This is a genomic window from Rhodosalinus sp. FB01, assembly GCF_041365715.1.
Taxonomy (GTDB): domain Bacteria; phylum Pseudomonadota; class Alphaproteobacteria; order Rhodobacterales; family Rhodobacteraceae; genus Rhodosalinus.
This window is the reverse complement of record NZ_JBGFSH010000004.1, coordinates 223,147-241,657: the sequence shown is the minus strand read 5'-3', so window position 1 is coordinate 241,657 and position 18,511 is coordinate 223,147. Positions and strand designations below refer to the sequence as shown.

The following is an 18,511-nucleotide window of genomic DNA, read 5'->3' as shown; positions in this document are numbered from 1 at the left end:
GTGTGCGCGCGGCCCGATACGGATCGCACCGCCGCCCCTGCCGACCTCTCCCCTTGGGCCGGGGGCGCGGCGCCTCGCGGCGCCGCGCCGCGCCGCGTTCAGTGCAGGCCGAGCTCCTGGGAGACCGCGGCGGCCGCGTCCGAGCCGTCACGGGCGGTGACGCCCTCGAGCCAGCCCATGACGGTCTCGGGGTTCCGTTGCATCCACGCCACGGCGGCCTCGCGCGGGTCGGCGCCATCGTCCAGGATCGCGCCCATGATCTCGTTCTCCATGGCGAGCGAGAATTCGAGATTTTGCAGGAACGCGCCCAGGTTGGGGCACTCCTCCACGAAACCCGCCCTGACATTGGTGTAGACGGTGGCGCCGCCGAGATCGGGGCCGAACCAGTCGTCGCCGCCCGTAAGGTAGGTGAGGTCGAAATTCGCGTTCATCGGGTGCGGCTCCCAACCGAGAAACACGATCGGATCGCCCGACCGCGTGGCGCGGGCCACCTGCGCGAGCATGCCCTGCTCGGAGCTTTCGACCACGTCGAAGCCCGAGAGGCCGAAGGCGTCGCTTTCGATCATGTCGAGGATCAGGCGGTTGCCGTCATTGCCCGGCTCGATGCCGTAGATGCTCTCGTCGAGCGCATCGGCATGGGCGGCTATGTCGGCGAAACTCGTGATGCCGAGTTCAGCGCCGTGCGCGTTGGTGGCCAGCGTGTATTTCGCGCCCTCGAGGTTGGCGCGCACCGTGTCCACGGTGCCGTCCTCGCGGTAGGGTGCGATATCGTTTTCCATCGTGGGCATCCAGTTGCCCAGAAAAACGTCCACATCCCCGTTGGAAAGCGAGACGTAGGTCACCGGAACGGACAGCACCTTGGTCTCGGTGTCGTAGCCCAGCGCGTCGAGGACCGCGGTGGTGGCGGCGGTGGTCGCGGTGATGTCGGTCCAGCCCACGTCCGAGAACGTGACCGTTTCGCACTCCGCGAGCGCCGGCAGCGCGGCGGCCGAGAGCGCGAGGGTGGAGAGGGTGGTCCTGAAGGTCATGTCGGGTCTCCCTTGTCGGTTCGGTTTTTCTTGATTGACGCATCAATAAAAAACCATCTAGCCTTCGGATGCAACAGTCGGGCGAGCCCGGCCTCGAGTCAACGCGGGACATGGGATGCCGAAGACGGGAATGGAGCCGATCCGCCGTGCCGCGCTTGTGGAGGCCACGATCGACGAGATCGGGCAGGCCGGAACGCTTGACGTGACCGTGGCGCAGATCGCGCGCCGCGCCGGCATGTCGAGCGCGCTCGCGCATCACTATTTCGGCGGCAAGGAACAGATCTTCCTCGCGGCGATGCGCCATGTCCTCGCGCTCTATGGCGCGTGCGTGCGCGGCGCCCTGGCGATGGCCGACGGCCCGCACGCCCGGCTGGAGGCGATCGTGCGCGCGAGCTTCGCGGGAGAGAACTTCCGCGCCGAGGTGATCTCTGCCTGGCTGAACTTCTACGTGCTCGCCCAGCGCAACGCCGACGCGCGCCGGCTCCTGACGGTCTACCAGGCGCGACTGCGCGCGAACCTGCGCCACGCGCTCCGCCCGCTTGCGGGCGACGATGCGGAGCGGCTGGCCGAGACCGCTGCCGCGCTGGTGGACGGGGTCTATCTGCGCGAAGGTCTCGGGCACGGCGCGCCCGACGCCCAGGCCGCCGCCGGGCTCGTGCTCGACTGCCTGTCCCCACATCTCGAGGCCGCAGCGCGCGGCGCCCGACGCGAAAAGGAGGCGACACGATGACCGTCGATCCCCGCCCGAAAGCCAGCCATTTCATCGCCGGGCGCCCGGTGGAGGACGCCGCGGGCGACCCGATCCCGGTGATCTACCCCGCCACCGGCGAGGAGATCGCGCGCGTGCACGCCGCGACGCCGGACGTGGTGGAGGCCGCGCTCGCCTCCGCCCGCGCCGCGCAGGAGGACTGGGCGGCGCGCCCCGGCGTGGAGCGGGGCCGCGTGCTGCGCCGCGCCGCCGACATCATGCGCGAGCGCAACCGCGAACTCTCCGAGCTCGAGACGCTCGACACCGGAAAACCGTTGCAGGAGACGCTGGTGGCCGACGCGACCTCGGGCGCCGACGCGCTGGAATATTTCGGCGGGCTCGCCGGCGCGCTCACGGGCGAGCACATCCCGCTCGGTCAGGACTGGGCCTACACCGTGCGCGAGCCGCTCGGGCTCTGCGTCGGGATCGGGGCCTGGAACTACCCCACGCAGATCGCCTGCTGGAAGGCCGCGCCGGCGCTCGCCTGCGGCAACGCGATGGTGTTCAAGCCCTCCGAGACGACGCCGCTTTGCGCCCTGAAGGTCGCCGAGATCCTTCTGGAGGCCGGCCTGCCCGAAGGCGTCTTCAACGTCGTGCAGGGGGCGGGCGAGGTGGGGCACGCGCTCGTCACCGATCCGCGCGTGGCCAAGGTCTCGCTCACCGGCTCGGTGCCCACGGGGCGCAAGGTCTACCAGGCGGCGGCGGTGGGGATACGCCACGTCACCATGGAGCTCGGCGGCAAGTCGCCGCTTCTGGTCTTCTCGGACGCCGATCTCGAGAACGCGGTGGGCGGTGCGATCCTCGGCAATTTCTACTCGACGGGGCAGGTCTGCTCGAACGGCACGCGGGTCTTCGTGGAGCGCGGCATCAAGGAGCGCTTCCTCGACCGGCTCACCGAGCGGCTGGAGGGGATCGCGATGGGCGACCCGCTCGACGAGGCCACGAATTTCGGCCCGATGGTGAGCGCGCGGCAGCGCGAGATCGTGCAGGGCTACATCGCCAAGGGGCAGGAGGAGGGCGCGCGGCTCGTCCATGGCGGCGGCCGGCCCAACCGCCCGGGCTTCTGGATCGAGCCCACGGTCTTCGCCGACGTCACCGACGACATGACCATCGCCCGGGAAGAGATCTTCGGGCCGGTGCTGAGCGTGCTCGATTTCGATGGGGAGGAGGAGGCGATCCGCCGCGCCAACGCGACGGAATACGGCCTCTCGGCGGGCGTGTTCACCCGCGATCTCGCCCGCGCGCACCGGGTGATCGGACGGCTGCGGGCCGGGTCGTGCTACATAAACTCCTACAACGACGCGCCGGTCGAAGTGCCCTTCGGCGGCACGAAGGCGTCGGGGGTCGGGCGCGAGAACTCGCGTGCCGCGATCGAGCACTACTCGCAGCTGAAGTCGGTCTTCGTGCGGATGGGCGACGTGGAGGCGCCCTACTGAACGGGCGGCCCCGCGCGGCGCCGCCCCGCCCGCCCACCCGCGCCGCCGCGCGGGGCCGGGACACGCGATCGAGGTGGAGATAATGGAAGCGGATTTCGTCATCGTGGGGGCGGGCAGCGCCGGCTGTGCCATGGCGTGGCGGCTGGCGGAGGCGGGCGCCTCGGTGCTCGTGATCGAGCATGGCGGCACGGATGCCGGGCCTCTGATCCAGATGCCGGGCGCGCTCAGCTTTCCGATGAACATGGCGCGCTATGACTGGGGCTACCGGACCGAACCCGAGCCGCATCTGGGCGGGCGACGCCTCGCCTGCCCGCGGGGCAAGGTGGTCGGGGGGTCCTCCTCGATCAACGGCATGGTCTATGTCCGCGGCCATGCGCGCGATTACGACCACTGGGCCGAGACCGGCGCGCAGGGCTGGTCCTATGCCGATGTTCTTCCCTATTTCCGCCGGATGGAAACCTGGCACGACGGCGGCCATGGCGGCGATCCGGACTGGCGCGGGACGGACGGCCCGCTGCACGTCAGCCGCGGGCGGCGCGACAACCCGCTCACCCGCGCCTTCGTCGAGGCCGGCCGGCAGGCGGGCTACGAGACCACCCAGGATTACAACGGCGAGAAGCAGGAAGGCTTCGGCGCGATGGAGGCCACGATCTGGCGCGGGCAGCGCTGGTCGGCGGCCAACGCCTACCTGAAGCCCGCCCTGCGGCGCGACGGCTGCGATCTGGTGCGCGCCTTCGCCCGCCGCGTGGTCATCGAGGAGGGCCGCGCCACCGGCGTGGAGGTGTCACGCGGCGGCCGCGTGGACGTGATCCGCGCCCGCCGCGAGGTGATCCTCGCCGCCTCTTCGATCAACACGCCGAAATTGCTGATGCTTTCCGGGATCGGTCCGGCGGCGCATCTCGCCGAGCACGGGATCGGGGTGGTCGCGGACCGGCCCGGGGTGGGCGCCAACCTTCAGGACCATCTGGAACTCTATATCCAGATGGCGGCCAGCCGGCCGGTGAGCCTTTATTCCTACTGGAACCTGCCGGGCAAGGCGTGGGTGGGCGCGCGCTGGCTTTTCACGCGCAGGGGCCCGGGCGCCTCGAACCAGTTCGAGAGCGCGGCCTTCATCCGCTCGCGCGCGGGGGTGGAATACCCCGACATCCAGTACCACTTCCTGCCCATCGCAGTGCGCTACGATGGTCAGGCGGCGGCCGAGGGGCACGGCTTTCAGGCCCATGTCGGGCCGATGCGCTCGGCCGCGCGCGGGTCGGTCACGCTGCAGGGCGCCGACCCCGAGACGCCGCCGCGCATCCTCTTCAACTACATGAGCGAACCGCAGGACTGGGCGGATTTCCGCACCTGCATCCGCCTGACCCGCGAAATCTTCGCCCAGCCCGCCTTCGCGCCCTTCGTCCGCCACGAGATCCAGCCGGGCGCGGCGGCGCAGAGCGACGACGCGCTCGACGGGTTCATCCGCGAGCATGTCGAAAGCGCCTATCACCCTTGCGGCACGGCACGGATGGGGCGCCGCGACGATCCCGGCGCGGTGGTCGATCCCGAGGGACGGGTGATCGGGGTGGACGCGCTTCGGGTGGCTGACAGCTCGGTCTTTCCGCGGATCACGAACGGCAACACCAACGCTCCGTCGATTCTCGTGGGCGAGAAGATGGCCGATCATGTGCTCGGGCGCGATCCGCTGCCGCGCGACAACCGCGCCCCATGGATCCATCCCGGCTGGCGCACCGCGCAGCGTTAAGCATGGTCGCGACAACCGCTTGATCCCGCGGGCTTGTCCCGCGAGATTAACGGAATGTTAAGAATTCGTTCCATTCTTGTTCTGGCCCTCGTCGCTCTTGCCGGCGCGGTCCCGGGCTTCCGGGCCTCGGCCGGGCCCGCGGGCATCGTTCAGGTGATCGACGCGGACACGCTCCGCGTGGACGGGGCGACGGTGCGGCTGCACGGGATCGACGCCCCCGAGCACGACCAGACCTGCCGCCGCGCCGACGGGCGAGAGTGGGCGTACGGCGCCTGGGCGTCGCGCGAGGCGCGCGCGCGCCTCGAGGGCCGGCGCGCCGTCTGCGCAGAGCGCGACCAGGACCGGTATGGCCGGATCGTGGCGCGCTGCGACATGGGCGGCCGGGATATCGGGGCGATGCTCGTCGCCGAGGGCGTGGCGGTCGCCTACCGGCGCTACTCGCGCGACTACGTCCCCGCAGAGCGCGAGGCGGCGCGCGCGGGGCGGGGCCTCCACGCCAGCCGCTTCGTGCCGCCGGAAGCCCACAGGCGCGCCACTCCGCCCCGACCCGAGGCGGGCTCCGCACGCTGCCGCATCAAGGGCAACATCGCCGGCGACGGCGAGCGGATCTACCACGTCCCCGGTCAGCGCGACTACGCGGCCACCCGCATCAGCGAGCGCCGTGGAGAGCGCTGGTTCTGCTCGGAGCAGGAGGCGCGCGCCGCGGGCTGGCGACGGGCCATGCGATAGCTCCTGCGCGCTTGATCGAGGTCAAGGCTGGACGAGGTCCCCGTGCCTAGGCTGGCCGCCAGCCCAAGGACAAGGAGGAGACGCAAGAGATGTCCCATACGCCGCACGAGCTGCACGAAGAATTTCCGGAATTCGCAGAGAAGATCAGCGCGCTCAAGCAGTCGGACGCGCATTTCGCCAAGCTTGCCGACCGCTATCACGACCTCAACCGGCAGGTGCACCGCGCCGAGACCAATGTGGAACCGGTGGAAGAACTGGCCGAGATGCAGCTGCGCAAGGAGCGCGCGGGGCTCAAGGACGAGATCTACGCCTACCTGAAGGCCGGAACCGAGGCCTGACGCCTGCCTGCCGGCGCGTCGTCGCGGGGAGGACCTGCGATGGCGGCGCTGACCCGCGACCGCTCAGATGCCGAAGATGTCGCCCATGTTCTCGATGATCGCGACGAGCAGCACGACGCAGGCGATCAGAAGCGCCACCAGCCAGATGAACTGGAAGGTGATCGCGGCGGCGCCGAGGCTGGCGCCGTAGGCCGCATAGCGCCGATTCTCGCGCGCGATGGCCGAAATCGCGGCCAGGACGAGTGCTGCGATACCCAGAAGCGGTGCCGCGATGGCGAGTGCGGCCCATGCCGTGACGGCAGATGGCTCCGGCTCGGGCGCGGACAGGCCGAAAAAGGAGCGCCAGGCGGATCGCCTGATCTCTCCCGCGATCTCGCCGATCTGCGCGCCCACCGATGGCGTGGGCTCGAGGGTGGGGCCAACGATCTGGACGAAGACGAGCACGAGGCCCGCCACGCCGGCCAGCACGGCCCAGGCGCCCCATTGGCGCAGCGGGCTCGGATCGCCCGCGCCCGGAATTTCGGCCTGACTGTTCATGCCGCCACAATGGCAGGCGTTTCTGGCGGCAATATGGCGCTCCGGCCGATGCCGCCTTGCCCGACCGCTGACGTCTCACTCCACGTGATAGGGCAGGACGCCGCGCCGGTCGGGGTCCACGCGCAGCCGCCGCTCGAGCGGGGGAACCGCGCGCTGGTGGCACTCCGTGCGCTCGCAGATCCGGCAGGAGATGCCGATGGGCTCGAAGGCACGGGCGTTCTCCACGTCGAGATCGTCGGCGTAGACGAGCGCGCCCGCATGCGCCACCTCGCAACCCAGCGCGATGGCGAAGCGGCGCGTCGGCGCGCCGAAGCGCCCGCCCGGCTTCGAGACGTCGCGCGCGAGCGAGATGTAGCGCACGCCGTCCGGCGTCTCGGCGAGCTGGCGCAGGAAACGCCCCGGCGTCTCGAAGGCGCGGTGCACGTTCCAGAGCGGGCAGGCGCCGCCGAAGCGCGCGAACTGAAGTCGGGTGGCCGAATGGCGCTTGGTGATCGTGCCGGCCTGATCGACGCGCACGAAGAAGAACGGGATTCCCTTCGCGCCGGGACGCTGAAGCGTGGCGAGGCGGTGCGCCACCTGCTCGATCGAGGCGCCGAAGCGATGCGCGAGGAGCTCGAGATCGTGGCGCGTCCGCTGGGCGGTCGCGAGGAAGGCGCCATAGGGCATCATCGCGGCGCCGGCGAAGTAGTTGGCGAGCCCGATCTTGGCGATGTCGCGGGCCTCGCCCGTGCGGAAGCGCGCAAGATCGAGTGTCGCCTCCAGCAAGGGGCTCTGCGTGAGCAGCGCCAGCTGAAGAAGCATCTGGAACGTCTGCGTCTCGGGCGCGGCGCGCGACGACAGCACCAGCCGCTTCGTTGCGGCATCGTACTGCCGCAACCCGTCGGTGTCCTCGCGCGTGACGGTCACGCCGGCCTCCGCCAGCCGCGCCTCGGCGCGCGCGGGTCCGGCCATCGCGTCGCCGCCCGCGAACCGCTCGGCGGCGCGGTCCACCGCGTCGATGTAGTTGTCGCAATAGTGGAAGAAGTCGCGCACTTCCTCCCAGGGCGAGGGCCGGACGCGCGCATCCTCGCGCCCCAGCGCCTCGTCGAGGGAGGCGAGGCGCTCATGCACCTCGCGATAGGCGCGGTGAAGCCCGAGGAAGGTGCGGGCGAGGGCGGGTGCGTTCGACGCCGCGAGGCGGAGATCGGCCACCGGCGGCGGATCGGCGAAGACCGGATCGGCCAGCGCCTCGCGCATGTCCGAGACCAGCCGCTCGGCTTCGCCCGAGCCGAGTTCGGTTACGTCGAAGCCGAATTCCTCGGCCAGCGCCAGCACCACCGTGGTGGAAAGCGGGCGATTGTTGTTCTCCATCTGGTTGAGATAGGGCAGCGACACGCCGAGTTTCGCGGCGAACGCTTTCTGGGTGAGATCCATCCGGGTGCGGATCTCGCGCAGTTTCGCGCCTGCGAAAAGCTTTCTGGGCGGCATGGGCGGCGACTCGTGGCGGCGCGGGAGGATTTGCAGCTTCGCGTTTCCCAGCGATAGCTTTGCAAAGCCGTCCTGCCAACCCCGATCAGATCCCGAGCTGTCGCTCGCGGCGGATGACGTAGAGGATTGCGGCGACGCCGAGCGCCGCCGAGCCGCCCATGATGACCAGAAGCGGCGCCGCGCTGGAGCCGGGGCCGAGGGCGAGGCCAGCCAGCGCGGAAAGCGCCGCGCCGCCGCCGATCATGATCGCGCCGCCCAGGCCGCTGGCCGAGCCCGCGAGATGCGGGCGCACCGACAGCATTCCCGCCGTGGCGTTGGGGATCGACATCCCGTTGCCGAGACCCACGAAGAACATGAAGCCGAAGAAGCTGGCCGCCGAGGACGCCCCGGCGAGCACGACCGCCAGCGAGGCCGCGCATCCCAGCGTGACGCAGGCCGTGCCCCAGAGCACCATGGCGTTGATCCCGAAGCGCACCGAGGCCACGCCCGACAGGAAATTGCCCAGGAAGTAGCCCACCGCCGGGGCGCCGAAGTAGAGGCCGAGTTCCTGCGGGCTGAGGCCGTAGACCTCGGTGCCCACGAAGGGACCGCCGCCGAGATAGGCGAAAAAGGCGCCCGAACCGAGCGCCGAGGCGACGCTGTAGCCCCAGAAGCGCGGCGCTCGCAGAAGCTCGGGGTATTGGCGGAACTGCGCGGCGAGGCTGATCTCGCCGCGCTGGCCGGTCTCGCCGAGGTCGAGCCAGACCAGCGCCAGCACGGCCGCGCCCATCCAGAAGAGCAGCCAGAAATTCGCCTGCCAGCCGAAGGCCGCGTCGAGGAAGCCGCCGATCGCGGGGCTGATCATCGGCACCACCGCCATGCCCATGGTCACGAAGGCGATCATGGAGCCGGCGCGCTCTGCCGGGACCATGTCGCGCACCACGGCGCGGCCGAGAACCATGCCGACGGCGGCGCTGGCCTGGATCATCCGGAAGACCAGGAAGACGGTCGCGTTGGGCGCCCAGATGCAGCCCAGCGTGGCGACGCAGAAGATGGCGAGGCCCGCGAGCACCACCGGGCGCCGGCCCAGATTGTCCGCGATCGGCCCCACCAGCACCTGGATCACCGCGCTGACCGCGAGGTAGAGGCCGACCGAAAGCCCGATCACCGCGGAGGAGGTGCGGAAATGCTCGGCCATGGAGGGCAGGCTGGGCAGAAACACGTTCATCGCCATCGCGGACATGCCGGTCAGCGTGATGAGCGTGAAGAGGTGTGGTGGCGTCGTCCGGGACAGGAACCGGACCTCGGGAAGGGCGGGCATGCCATACCGGTTAGGCCCGCGCCGCATGAATGTCCATCGCCCGACTGCCGGGGGTCGCGCTCTTTGCCGATTTGCATGTTTGCGCACAGCCCTTTGCGTGGCTTTGCAAATTTGCCCGTTTTTCCTTTTTCGCCGGGCGGCCCATCGTTAAGGTCTGCCGAACCGGCACGAAGGGGAGGCGTGATGAAGGACATCCTGCAGGAACTCGAGACCCGCCGCGGCGAGGCGCGTCTCGGTGGAGGCCAGGCGCGGATCGACAACCAGCATGCCAAGGGCAAGCTGACGGCCCGCGAGCGTATCGAACTGCTGCTCGACGAGGGCAGCTTCGAAGAGTTCGACATGTTCGTCACGCATCGCTGCACGGATTTCGGAATGGAGGATTCCAAGCCCTACGGCGACGGCGTCGTCACGGGCTGGGGCACGGTCAACGGCCGCCAGGTCTATGTCTTCGCGCAGGACTTCACCGTGCTGGGCGGCTCGCTGTCCGCGACCCATGCCATGAAGATCGTGAAGATCATGGACATGGCGATCCAGAACGGCGCGCCCGTCATCGGCATCAAGGATTCGGGCGGCGCACGCATCCAGGAGGGCGTGGACAGCCTCGCGGGATACGGCGACGTCTTCGACCGCAACATCCTCGCCTCGGGCGTCATCCCGCAGATCAGCGTCATCATGGGCCCCTGCGCGGGCGGGGCGGTCTATTCGCCGGCCATGACCGACTTCATCTTCATGGTGAAGGATTCCTCCTACATGTTCGTGACCGGCCCCGACGTGGTCAAGACGGTGACGAACGAGCATGTCACGGCGGAGGAACTGGGCGGCGCGACCACCCACACGCGGAAATCCTCGGTCGCCGACGGCGCCTTCGAGAACGACGTGGAGGCGCTGGCGGAGGTTCGGCGGCTCGTGGATTTCCTGCCGCTCAACAACCGCGCCGGGACGCCCGTCAGGCCCTTCTTCGACGATCCCAAGCGCGTGGAGCCCTCGCTCGACACGCTGGTGCCGGAAAACGCCAACACGCCCTACGACATGAAGGAGCTGATCCTGAAGGTCGCGGACGAGGCGGATTTCTATGAGATCCAGGAGGATTTCGCGAAGAACATCATCACGGGTTTCATCCGGCTGGAGGGGCGGACGGTCGGCGTGGTGGCGAACCAGCCGATGGTGCTGGCCGGCTGCCTCGACATCGACTCGGCGCGCAAGGCCGCGCGCTTCGTGCGCTTCTGCGACGCCTTCGAGATCCCGCTTCTGACCTTCGTGGACGTGCCGGGCTTCCTGCCGGGAACCAAGCAGGAATACGACGGCATCATCAAGCATGGCGCGAAGCTTCTCTTCGCCTATGGGCAGGCGACGGTGCCCAAGGTCACCGTGATCACCCGCAAGGCCTATGGCGGTGCCTACGTCGTCATGGCGTCGAAGCACCTGCGCGGCGATTTCAACTACGCCTGGCCCACCTCCGAGGTCGCGGTGATGGGCGCCAAGGGCGCGGTGGAGATCCTCTACCGCTCCGAACTCGGCGACCCCGACAAGATCGCCCGGCGCACCCAGGATTACGAGGACCGCTTCGCCAACCCCTTCGTGGCGGCCGAGCGCGGCTTCATCGACGAGGTGATCCAGCCCCGCTCCACCCGGATGCGCGTCGCCCGCGCCTTCGCGAGCCTGCGCAACAAGAAGGTGGAAACGCCCTGGAAGAAGCACGACAACATTCCGCTTTGAGCGTTCCGATGCGTCTTGCCGCTTCGAAGACCCCCGCCCGCGATGGCCTGCGGCGCCCGGCCGTGCCGGGGGGCGCCCGATGAGCCGCGCGGGCTGGCACGGCGCCTTCGAGGGCGATCGCTTCGTGCTGGCGCGGCGCCTGCCCGTGCGCTGGGATGTAGCGGCCAGCTGCCGGATGCCCCGCGTCTCGGCCCCGCGCCTGGCGCGCGCGGTGCGCCAGGACGTCTGGCGGGCCCTGCGCCGGCTGCGCGGCTTCGCGCCGAGCGTCGAGATCGCGCCGGAGGGGCAGGGGCTTCGGGTCGTCGCGGGCGGCCGGGTGGATGGCCCGCTTCCCCGTGCCAGCGTCGAGGCGCGGCTTGCCGAGCTGCTCGCCTGCCCGGTGCGCCGGGCGCGATGGACCGCGTATGGGCCGGCCCGGTGATGCGCCCGGCGCTCTTGATGATCGCGGCGGCGGGCGTCGCGGCCGCGGAGGGCACCGTGCCGGTGCCCTCGGGCCAGCCGGTCACGCGGATCGAGATCATCGAGGAGATGATGGCCGAGGGGCCGGTCCTGCGATACCGTTTCCTGGCCCCGAAGGCCGCGACGCTCGACTTCGAAACCCGCATGGCCGACATGGCGCATCTGTGCGAGTCGGTCGCCGTGCCGGATCTGCGCGACGCCGGGCCGGAGCGTCCCAGGGTGGTCGTCAGCCTGTCGGAAAAGCTCGTGGAATTCGGCGCGCGGGATGCCAGCGTGGCGCAATTCTTCGAGTCCTACACGGTCGCCGAAGATCGCTGCATCTGGGAGGCTTTTTGATGTGCCCTCAAGATCTGGTGGTTTTTCGCGGCTTTTCGGACGCGGATGCGACATTCGGGCCACAACCCCGGCGCATCGCGCATGCGGCATATGATTCCTTCATGGATTGCCGTAATTTGCACCAAGGTTGCCCGGAGGTGACCCGTGCCTCTCCGGCGTGTTCGGCGGACAAGTTGGTGCGTCGGCGCGCTATAAACGTAAACAGGAGTAACAAATGGCCAAGATCGTCAAGCTGTGCGCACTTTTCGGCTTCACCGCCGTCATCGCGGCCTGCGGCCAGCAGCAGCAGCAGGAAGAGTTCATCGTGGTCGAGCCCGAGCCGATCACGCAGGAACCGACCAGCACCGGCAAGTACAAGTAAGCCGGCTTCGGGACGGGCCCATGGGTCCGTCCCGCCTTCACCGCCACGGCGGGCTGAGCATCCTTTCTGTGCGCAAGCGAAGCCGTGCGGTACTTCGCTCATCGCCATTCCGGAGGATGTCAAATGGCTCATATCAGGTCCCTCATCGTTACCGCCGCGCTCTGTGCCGGCCTCGCCGCCTGCGGACAGCAGCAGCAGCAAGCCGCGCCCCAGCCCGTCTACGTTCAACCGACATTCGACAAGTTCGGCGGCGCGAGCTGCCCGGACGGATACGCCGTTTCGAGCACCGCGAGCGGTCAGATCGTCTGCATCCCCGTGGGCCAGCGCACGCCCGGCCAGCCGGGTAACGGTAACGGAACCCGGACACCGGAGACGCCCGAAACCCCCGGTACCGCGCCCGGCCAGAACCAGAACCGGAACCAGAACGAAAATCAGAACCAGAACAACCAGCAGACGGGCGCCGGCACCTGACGCCACGCTCGCACGCGGCATGGCCGCCCCGACGCGGGGGCGGCCATGCTGAAGCACCGGGGCTTTCCCGGCCGGCTGCCCGGCACCGATTACCAGTTCACCATCCGGCGGGCGAACCCGAAGGGCGCCACCGCGATCATCCGCCGCGAACGCCACGCGGACCGCAGGCCGGCCGACCGCCGCGCCGACACGGCCTTCGTCGCCGCGCTGTGGCATCATTTCGGCGACACGCCCTTTCCGCGCGGCAACCTCGATGCCGGTCGTCTCAGCTGGCTTTTCGGCCGAGAAGTGCTTCCCGCCGACGATCCTTTCGATCCGGCCGATTACGACGCGCGGCTCGTGCTTGATGAGACGGCGGCGCGACGCGCCTTCCCCGAGGCGTTCGAGGACAACCCATGGGCATGATCCCGCGCATCCGGTCCCGATCTCGGCGGGTTGCGGCCGAATGTTGCCGCACCGGAACATCGCGCTTGCGGTGCGCGGCGTTCGGCGGATCTATGCAATCTGCACGGGAAACGCTTGCGTCGCGGAACGCGGCCGCGGGCCCGGGCTACCCTTCCCCTGACGGGCGGACCGCTCTCCCCCCGGAGCGGCCGCCCGGATTTTTTCCCGACGCGCGGGAAGCTGCCGAGCGCGGCGCGGCGCGCCGGCAAAGTCTTGCACGCGGGCGTGCCGTTGGGGCATCAATGGCGCGCGTAGCAGTCAACGATAAGGAAGCGAACACATGCGAAATGCGTTCCGGGCCATGGCCCTTGCAGGCGTCGCCCTCGTGGCCGCGTGCGGCGACACCCCGCTCGAACAGGGCGTCACTGGCGCCGCGGGCGGCGCCGTCGCCGGCGAAGTGCTCTTCGGCGAGGCGCTCACCGGCGCCGCGATCGGTGCGGCCGGCTCCGTCGCCTATTGCCAGCGCTTCCCAGAGCGCTGCTGACACCGGGCGCGGCCACGCCGCGACCCGTCCAATCGATACCGGGACCAGCGGGGCCGCCGCCGCCCCGGTGGTCCTTTTTGCGTTCAGCGATACCGGCGCCCGGGCGCCGGCCATGAAAGACCGGAAGGGATAGCGCATGTTCAAGAAGATCCTGATCGCGAACCGGGGTGAGATCGCCTGCCGGGTCATCAAGACGGCCCGCGAGATGGGCATCGCGACGGTCGCGGTCTATTCGGACGCGGACAAGAACGCGCTGCACGTGGAAATGGCCGACGAGGCCGTGCATATCGGCCCGCCGCCGGCCAACCAGTCCTACATCGTGATCGACAGGATCATGGAGGCGATCCGCGCGACCGGCGCCGAGGCGGTGCATCCGGGCTACGGCTTCCTGTCCGAGAACCCGAAATTCGCCGACGCGCTGGCGCAGGCGGGCGTGGCGTTCATCGGCCCGCCCAAGGGCGCGATCGAGGCGATGGGCGACAAGATCACCTCGAAGAAGATCGCCCAGGAGGCCGACGTGAACACGGTGCCGGGATACATGGGCCTCATCGAGGATGCCGAGGAGGCGGTGCGTATCTCTTCCGACATCGGCTACCCGGTGATGATCAAGGCCAGCGCCGGCGGCGGCGGCAAGGGCATGCGCATCGCCTGGACGGACGAGGAGGCACGCGAGGGCTTCCAGTCCTCCAGGAACGAGGCGGCCAGCTCATTCGGCGACGACCGGATCTTCATCGAGAAGTTCGTCACCCAGCCGCGCCACATCGAGATCCAGGTTCTCGCCGACCAGCACGGCAACTGCATCTACCTGGGCGAGCGCGAGTGCTCGATCCAGCGCCGCAACCAGAAGGTGATCGAGGAGGCGCCCTCGCCCTTCCTCGACGAGGAGACGCGCCGGAAGATGGGCGAGCAGGCGGTCGCGCTTGCCCAGGCGGTGGGCTACACCTCCGCCGGCACGGTCGAGTTCATCGTGGACGGGCAGAAGAACTTCTACTTCCTCGAGATGAACACGCGCCTGCAGGTGGAGCACCCGGTCACCGAGCTCATCACCGGGATCGACCTCGTGGAGCAGATGATCCGCGTCGCGGCCGGAGAGCCGCTGAAGATCGCGCAGTCGGATGTCAGGCTCAATGGCTGGGCCATCGAAAGCCGGCTTTACGCGGAAGATCCCTACCGCAACTTCCTGCCTTCGATCGGGCGGCTGACCCGCTACCGCCCGCCCGCCGAGCTTGCCGTGGAAGGCGCCGTGGTGCGCAACGACACCGGCGTGTTCGAGGGCGGCGAGATCTCGATGTTCTACGACCCGATGATCGCCAAGCTCTGCACCTGGGGGCACAGGCGCCTCGAGGCGATCGAGGGGATGCGCAACGCGCTCGACGCCTTCGAGGTCGAGGGGATCGGCCACAATCTGCCCTTCCTCTCGGCGGTGATGGATCATCCGAAATTCGTGGCGGGCGAGATGACGACGGCCTTCATCGCCGAGGAATGGCCCGACGGCTTCGCCGGCGTGCACTTGCCCGAGGACCAGCTGCGCCGCGTCGCCGCGGCCGCCGCCGCGATGTACCGCGTGGCAGAGATCCGGCGCACCCGCATCTCGGGACGGATGGACAACCACGAGCGCAAGGTGGGCGCCGACTGGGTGGTGACGCTGCAGGGCGCGGATTACGCCGCGCGCGTGGAGGCCGACCGGGAGGGCGCGACGGTCAGCTTCACCGACGGGCAGGCGCATCGCGTCTCGGGCGGCTGGACGCCGGGCGACCCGCTTGCCGAGATGACGGTGGACGGCGCGCCCCTGGTGATGAAGGTGGCCAAGATCTCGGGCGGCTACCGGCTTCGGCTCCGCGGCGCCGACCTCAAGGTGCATGTGCGCACCCCGCGGCAGGCCGAGCTTGCGCGGCGCATGCCCGAGAAGGCGCCGCCCGACACCTCCCGCATGCTGCTCTGTCCCATGCCTGGACTGATCATGAAGGTCGACGTGGAGGTGGGGCAGGAGGTCCAGGAAGGCCAGGCGCTCTGCACCGTCGAGGCCATGAAGATGGAGAACATCCTGCGCGCCGAGCGCAAGGCGGTGGTCGCGAAGATCAACGCCGCGGCGGGCGACAGCCTCGCCGTGGACGACGTGATCATGGAGGTCGAGTGAGCCCGCCGCGCAGCCCCGACGCGTCCCGCCGGCCGCGCCCTGCTCGCGGACTTCCTGCTGGCGGAGCGGCAGCTTGTCGATGGAGGCGGTGATCTCGCGCACATCCCACGGCAACGGCTTGCGCGTGATCAGCGTGCCGTCCTTGCCGATGATCGCCAGCATGAAGCCGCGCGGGCGCAGTTCCCGGCGCAGCGCCGAGCGCGCGGACGGATCGGTATCGGTAAGCACCACGACGTCGCGGTATGCCAGCGCCTCCTCTCGGGCGCGGATCTCCTCCATCTGCTGGACGAAGCGCGGATCGTTCGGGCTGTCGGCGAACACGACGACGGGGCGGGCCACCCAGAGAAATTCCTCGAGCGTCAGGTCGGTGCCGTCGCGGATGATCGAGGCTTCCGCCGTTTCTACGGCGGTTTCGGACTGCGCGGCGTCGGCCTGCTGCGCTGTCACGGGATGCGCCGCGAGCGCGGCGAGGATGATGGCGGCTATTCGGGTCATGGTCACTCCTGTCGCCGGAGATATAGTCGGCGCTCGAGAAATTGCGAAACCCCCTAGTGACGCACGGGCGATTTTTTCCCCGAAAGAACCGGGCGCTCCGGCGCGCCGCGAAAGATGAGGACCACGACATGACCAGCAAGAAGGACGCCTGGCGCGCGCTCGCCGAGAAGGAGCTGAAGGGCCGGCCGCTTTCGGATCTGACCTGGGACACGCTCGAGGGCATCGCGGTCGAGCCGGTCTACACCGAGCAGGATCTCGAGGGGCTGGACCATCTGGGCGCGATGCCCGGCTTCGAGCCCTTCGTGCGCGGCCCCCGGGCCACGATGTATGCCGGCCGCCCCTGGACGATCCGGCAATACGCGGGCTTCTCCACCGCGGAGGACTCGAACGCCTTCTACCGCAAGGCGCTGGCCGCGGGGCAGCAGGGCGTCTCGGTCGCCTTCGACCTCGCCACCCATCGCGGCTATGACAGCGATCACCCGCGCGTGGTCGGCGATGTCGGCAAGGCGGGTGTGGCGATCGACAGCGTGGAGGACATGAAGATCCTCTTCGACGGTATCCCTCTCGACAAGGTGTCGGTCTCGATGACGATGAACGGCGCGGTGATCCCGACGCTGGCCAACTTCATCGTCACCGGCGAGGAACAGGGTCACGACCGCTCCGTGCTCTCGGGCACGATCCAGAACGACATCCTGAAGGAGTTCATGGTGCGGAACACCTACGTGTATCCGCCCGAGCCCTCCATGCGCATCGTGGCCGACATCATCGAGTACACGATGAACGAGATGCCGCGCTTCAACTCGATCTCGATTTCCGGCTACCACATGCAGGAGGCCGGCGCGAACCTCGTGCAGGAGCTGGCCTTCACGCTCGCCGACGGCAAGGAATACGTGAAGGCGGCGATGGCGCGCGGGATGGACATCGACCGCTTCGCGCCGCGGCTGTCGTTCTTCTTTGCGATCGGGACGAACTTCTTCATGGAGATCGCCAAGCTGCGCGCCGCGCGGCTGCTCTGGCACGGGATCATGGAGGAGCTGGGCGCGCAGGACCCGCGCTCCAAGATGCTGCGCACCCACTGCCAGACCTCGGGCGTGAGCCTGGCCGAGCAGGACCCCTACAACAACGTCGTGCGCACCGCCTACGAGGCGCTTTCGGCCGTCCTCGGCGGGACGCAGTCGCTGCACACCAACGCGCTCGACGAGGCGATGGCCCTGCCCACCGAGTTCTCGGCCCGGATCGCGCGGAACACGCAGCTCATCCTGCAGGAGGAGACGGGCGTCACCAATGTCGTCGATCCGCTGGCGGGTTCCTATTACGTCGAGAAGCTGACCCACGATCTCGCCGAGAAGGCCCGCGCGATCATCGCGGAGATCGACGACATGGGCGGCATGACGGAGGCGGTGATCTCCGGCATGCCCAAGCTGCGCATCGAGGAGACCGCGGCCACCCGGCAGGCGATGATCGACCGGGGCGAGCAGGTCGTGGTCGGGGTCAACAAGTACCGGCTGCCGCACGAGGAGGATCTGGACATCCTCGCCATCGACAACGCGAAGGTGCGCGAAAGCCAGATCGCGCGGCTGGAGACGGTGCGCGCCGCGCGCGACCAGGCTGCCTGCGACGCGGCGCTGGCCGAGGTCGAGCGCGCGGCCGGCGAGGGCGGCAACCTGCTCGGCGCGGCGGTGGAGGCCGCGCGCGCCCGGGCCACCGTGGGAGAGATCAGCATGGCGATGGAGAAGGTGTTCGGCCGCCACCGGGCCGAGGTGAAGACGCTGGCGGGCGTCTACGGAAAGGCCTACGAGGGCGACGAGGGCTTCGCGGCGATCCAGAAGGCGGTCGAGGATTTCGCCGACGAGGAGGGCCGCCGCCCGCGCATGCTCGTGGTCAAGATGGGGCAGGACGGACATGACCGGGGCGCGAAGGTGATCGCCACGGCCTTCGCCGACATCGGCTTCGACGTGGATGTGGGGCCGCTGTTCCAGACCCCCGAGGAGGCCGCCCAGGACGCGATCGACAACGACGTGCATGTCGTGGGCGTGTCGTCCCAGGCGGCGGGCCACCGGACGCTCGCGCCGCAACTCGTGGACGCGCTGCGCGAGAAGGGCGCGGGCGATGTGCTGGTGATCTGCGGCGGGGTGATCCCGCAGCAGGACTACGAGTTCCTCAGGACGTCGGGCGTGAAGGCCATCTTCGGGCCGGGCACCAACATCCCCGATGCGGCGAAGGACATCCTGGACCTGATCCGCAAGGCGCGCAACGGCGAGGCGGCCTGACGCGCCGAAGCGGC

18 protein-coding genes and 1 pseudogene are annotated in these 18,511 nt (G+C 69.3%); 14 read left to right on the top strand and 5 right to left on the bottom strand.

The window, feature by feature from the left end:
- Positions 1-98: 98 nt before the first annotated feature.
- Positions 99-1,028, bottom strand: coding sequence for a choline ABC transporter substrate-binding protein (choX, locus tag AB6A65_RS08170; protein ID WP_371037878.1), 930 nt, complete (start codon positions 1,026-1,028; stop codon positions 99-101).
- 115 nt (positions 1,029-1,143) lie between these two features.
- On the opposite strand from choX, the gene betI reads away from it, so the two are divergent.
- From betI to AB6A65_RS08145, 5 genes are all read left to right on the top strand, one after another.
- Positions 1,144-1,758: a transcriptional regulator BetI gene (betI, locus tag AB6A65_RS08165; protein WP_371037877.1), complete on the top strand. Its 615-nt coding sequence runs from the start codon at positions 1,144-1,146 to the stop codon at positions 1,756-1,758.
- On the top strand, positions 1,755-3,212 hold the full coding sequence (gene betB / locus AB6A65_RS08160; protein WP_371037876.1) for a betaine-aldehyde dehydrogenase: 1,458 nt from the start codon (positions 1,755-1,757) through the stop codon (positions 3,210-3,212). Before betI ends, betB begins: the two co-directional genes overlap by 4 nt.
- 82 nt (positions 3,213-3,294) lie before the next feature.
- Positions 3,295-4,953 (top strand): choline dehydrogenase, encoded by a 1,659-nt coding sequence (gene betA / locus AB6A65_RS08155; RefSeq protein WP_371037875.1) that lies wholly within the window; start codon positions 3,295-3,297, stop codon positions 4,951-4,953.
- A gap of 54 nt (positions 4,954-5,007) precedes the next feature.
- On the top strand, positions 5,008-5,682 hold the full coding sequence (locus AB6A65_RS08150) for a thermonuclease family protein (protein WP_371037874.1): 675 nt from the start codon (positions 5,008-5,010) through the stop codon (positions 5,680-5,682).
- Between the two features lie 89 nt (positions 5,683-5,771).
- Positions 5,772-6,020, top strand: a complete 249-nt coding sequence (locus AB6A65_RS08145; RefSeq protein WP_371037873.1) for a YdcH family protein — start codon at positions 5,772-5,774, stop codon at positions 6,018-6,020.
- A gap of 63 nt (positions 6,021-6,083) precedes the next feature.
- Here AB6A65_RS08145 and AB6A65_RS08140 read toward each other — a convergent pair whose 3' ends face one another.
- The 3 genes from AB6A65_RS08140 to AB6A65_RS08130 all read right to left on the bottom strand — a co-directional run bounded on the left by AB6A65_RS08140 (position 6,084) and on the right by AB6A65_RS08130 (position 9,324).
- A complete protein-coding gene (locus tag AB6A65_RS08140; RefSeq protein ID WP_371037872.1) occupies positions 6,084-6,557 on the bottom strand; it encodes a hypothetical protein in 474 nt (157 codons plus the stop codon).
- 75 nt (positions 6,558-6,632) lie between these two features.
- Positions 6,633-8,024: a short-chain fatty acyl-CoA regulator family protein gene (locus AB6A65_RS08135; RefSeq protein WP_371037871.1), complete on the bottom strand. Its 1,392-nt coding sequence runs from the start codon at positions 8,022-8,024 to the stop codon at positions 6,633-6,635.
- 85 nt (positions 8,025-8,109) lie between these two features.
- Entirely contained in the window at positions 8,110-9,324 is a 1,215-nt protein-coding gene (locus tag AB6A65_RS08130; RefSeq protein ID WP_371037870.1) for a multidrug effflux MFS transporter, read from the bottom strand.
- A 183-nt stretch (positions 9,325-9,507) separates the two neighbouring features.
- Between AB6A65_RS08130 and AB6A65_RS08125 the strand changes: the two genes are divergently transcribed.
- The 8 genes from AB6A65_RS08125 (at position 9,508) to AB6A65_RS08090 (ending at position 15,732) form a co-directional block, all read left to right on the top strand.
- A complete protein-coding gene (locus AB6A65_RS08125) occupies positions 9,508-11,040 on the top strand; it encodes an acyl-CoA carboxylase subunit beta (RefSeq protein WP_371037869.1) in 1,533 nt (510 codons plus the stop codon).
- Positions 11,041-11,119: 79 nt separating this feature from the next.
- Positions 11,120-11,461: a hypothetical protein gene (locus AB6A65_RS08120; protein ID WP_371037868.1), complete on the top strand. Its 342-nt coding sequence runs from the start codon at positions 11,120-11,122 to the stop codon at positions 11,459-11,461.
- Positions 11,434-11,835, top strand: a complete 402-nt coding sequence (locus AB6A65_RS08115; RefSeq protein WP_371037867.1) for a DUF6497 family protein — start codon at positions 11,434-11,436, stop codon at positions 11,833-11,835. Before AB6A65_RS08120 ends, AB6A65_RS08115 begins: the two co-directional genes overlap by 28 nt.
- A 214-nt stretch (positions 11,836-12,049) precedes the next feature.
- Positions 12,050-12,196, top strand: coding sequence for a hypothetical protein (locus AB6A65_RS08110; protein ID WP_371037866.1), 147 nt, complete (start codon positions 12,050-12,052; stop codon positions 12,194-12,196).
- A 123-nt stretch (positions 12,197-12,319) separates the two neighbouring features.
- Positions 12,320-12,667 (top strand): hypothetical protein, encoded by a 348-nt coding sequence (locus AB6A65_RS08105; RefSeq protein WP_371037865.1) that lies wholly within the window; start codon positions 12,320-12,322, stop codon positions 12,665-12,667.
- Between the two features lie 45 nt (positions 12,668-12,712).
- Positions 12,713-13,072 carry a hypothetical protein gene (locus AB6A65_RS08100; RefSeq protein WP_371037864.1) on the top strand — a complete coding sequence of 120 codons (360 nt, stop codon included), beginning with the start codon at positions 12,713-12,715 and terminating at the stop codon, positions 13,070-13,072.
- Between the two features lie 319 nt (positions 13,073-13,391).
- A complete protein-coding gene (locus AB6A65_RS08095) occupies positions 13,392-13,595 on the top strand; it encodes a hypothetical protein (protein ID WP_371037863.1) in 204 nt (67 codons plus the stop codon).
- Between the two features lie 136 nt (positions 13,596-13,731).
- The gene (locus tag AB6A65_RS08090; protein WP_371037862.1) at positions 13,732-15,732 is read left to right on the top strand and encodes an acetyl-CoA carboxylase biotin carboxylase subunit; all 2,001 of its coding nucleotides are present in this window, start codon (positions 13,732-13,734) and stop codon (positions 15,730-15,732) included.
- A 111-nt stretch (positions 15,733-15,843) separates the two neighbouring features.
- Here AB6A65_RS08090 and AB6A65_RS08085 read toward each other — a convergent pair.
- Positions 15,844-16,227: pseudogene (locus tag AB6A65_RS08085) on the bottom strand (DUF4174 domain-containing protein); the annotation flags it as partial.
- A 128-nt stretch (positions 16,228-16,355) separates the two neighbouring features.
- On the opposite strand from AB6A65_RS08085, the gene scpA reads away from it, so the two are divergent.
- Positions 16,356-18,497 (top strand): methylmalonyl-CoA mutase, encoded by a 2,142-nt coding sequence (gene scpA / locus AB6A65_RS08080; protein ID WP_371037861.1) that lies wholly within the window; start codon positions 16,356-16,358, stop codon positions 18,495-18,497.
- The last annotated feature ends 14 nt before the right edge of the window (positions 18,498-18,511 follow it).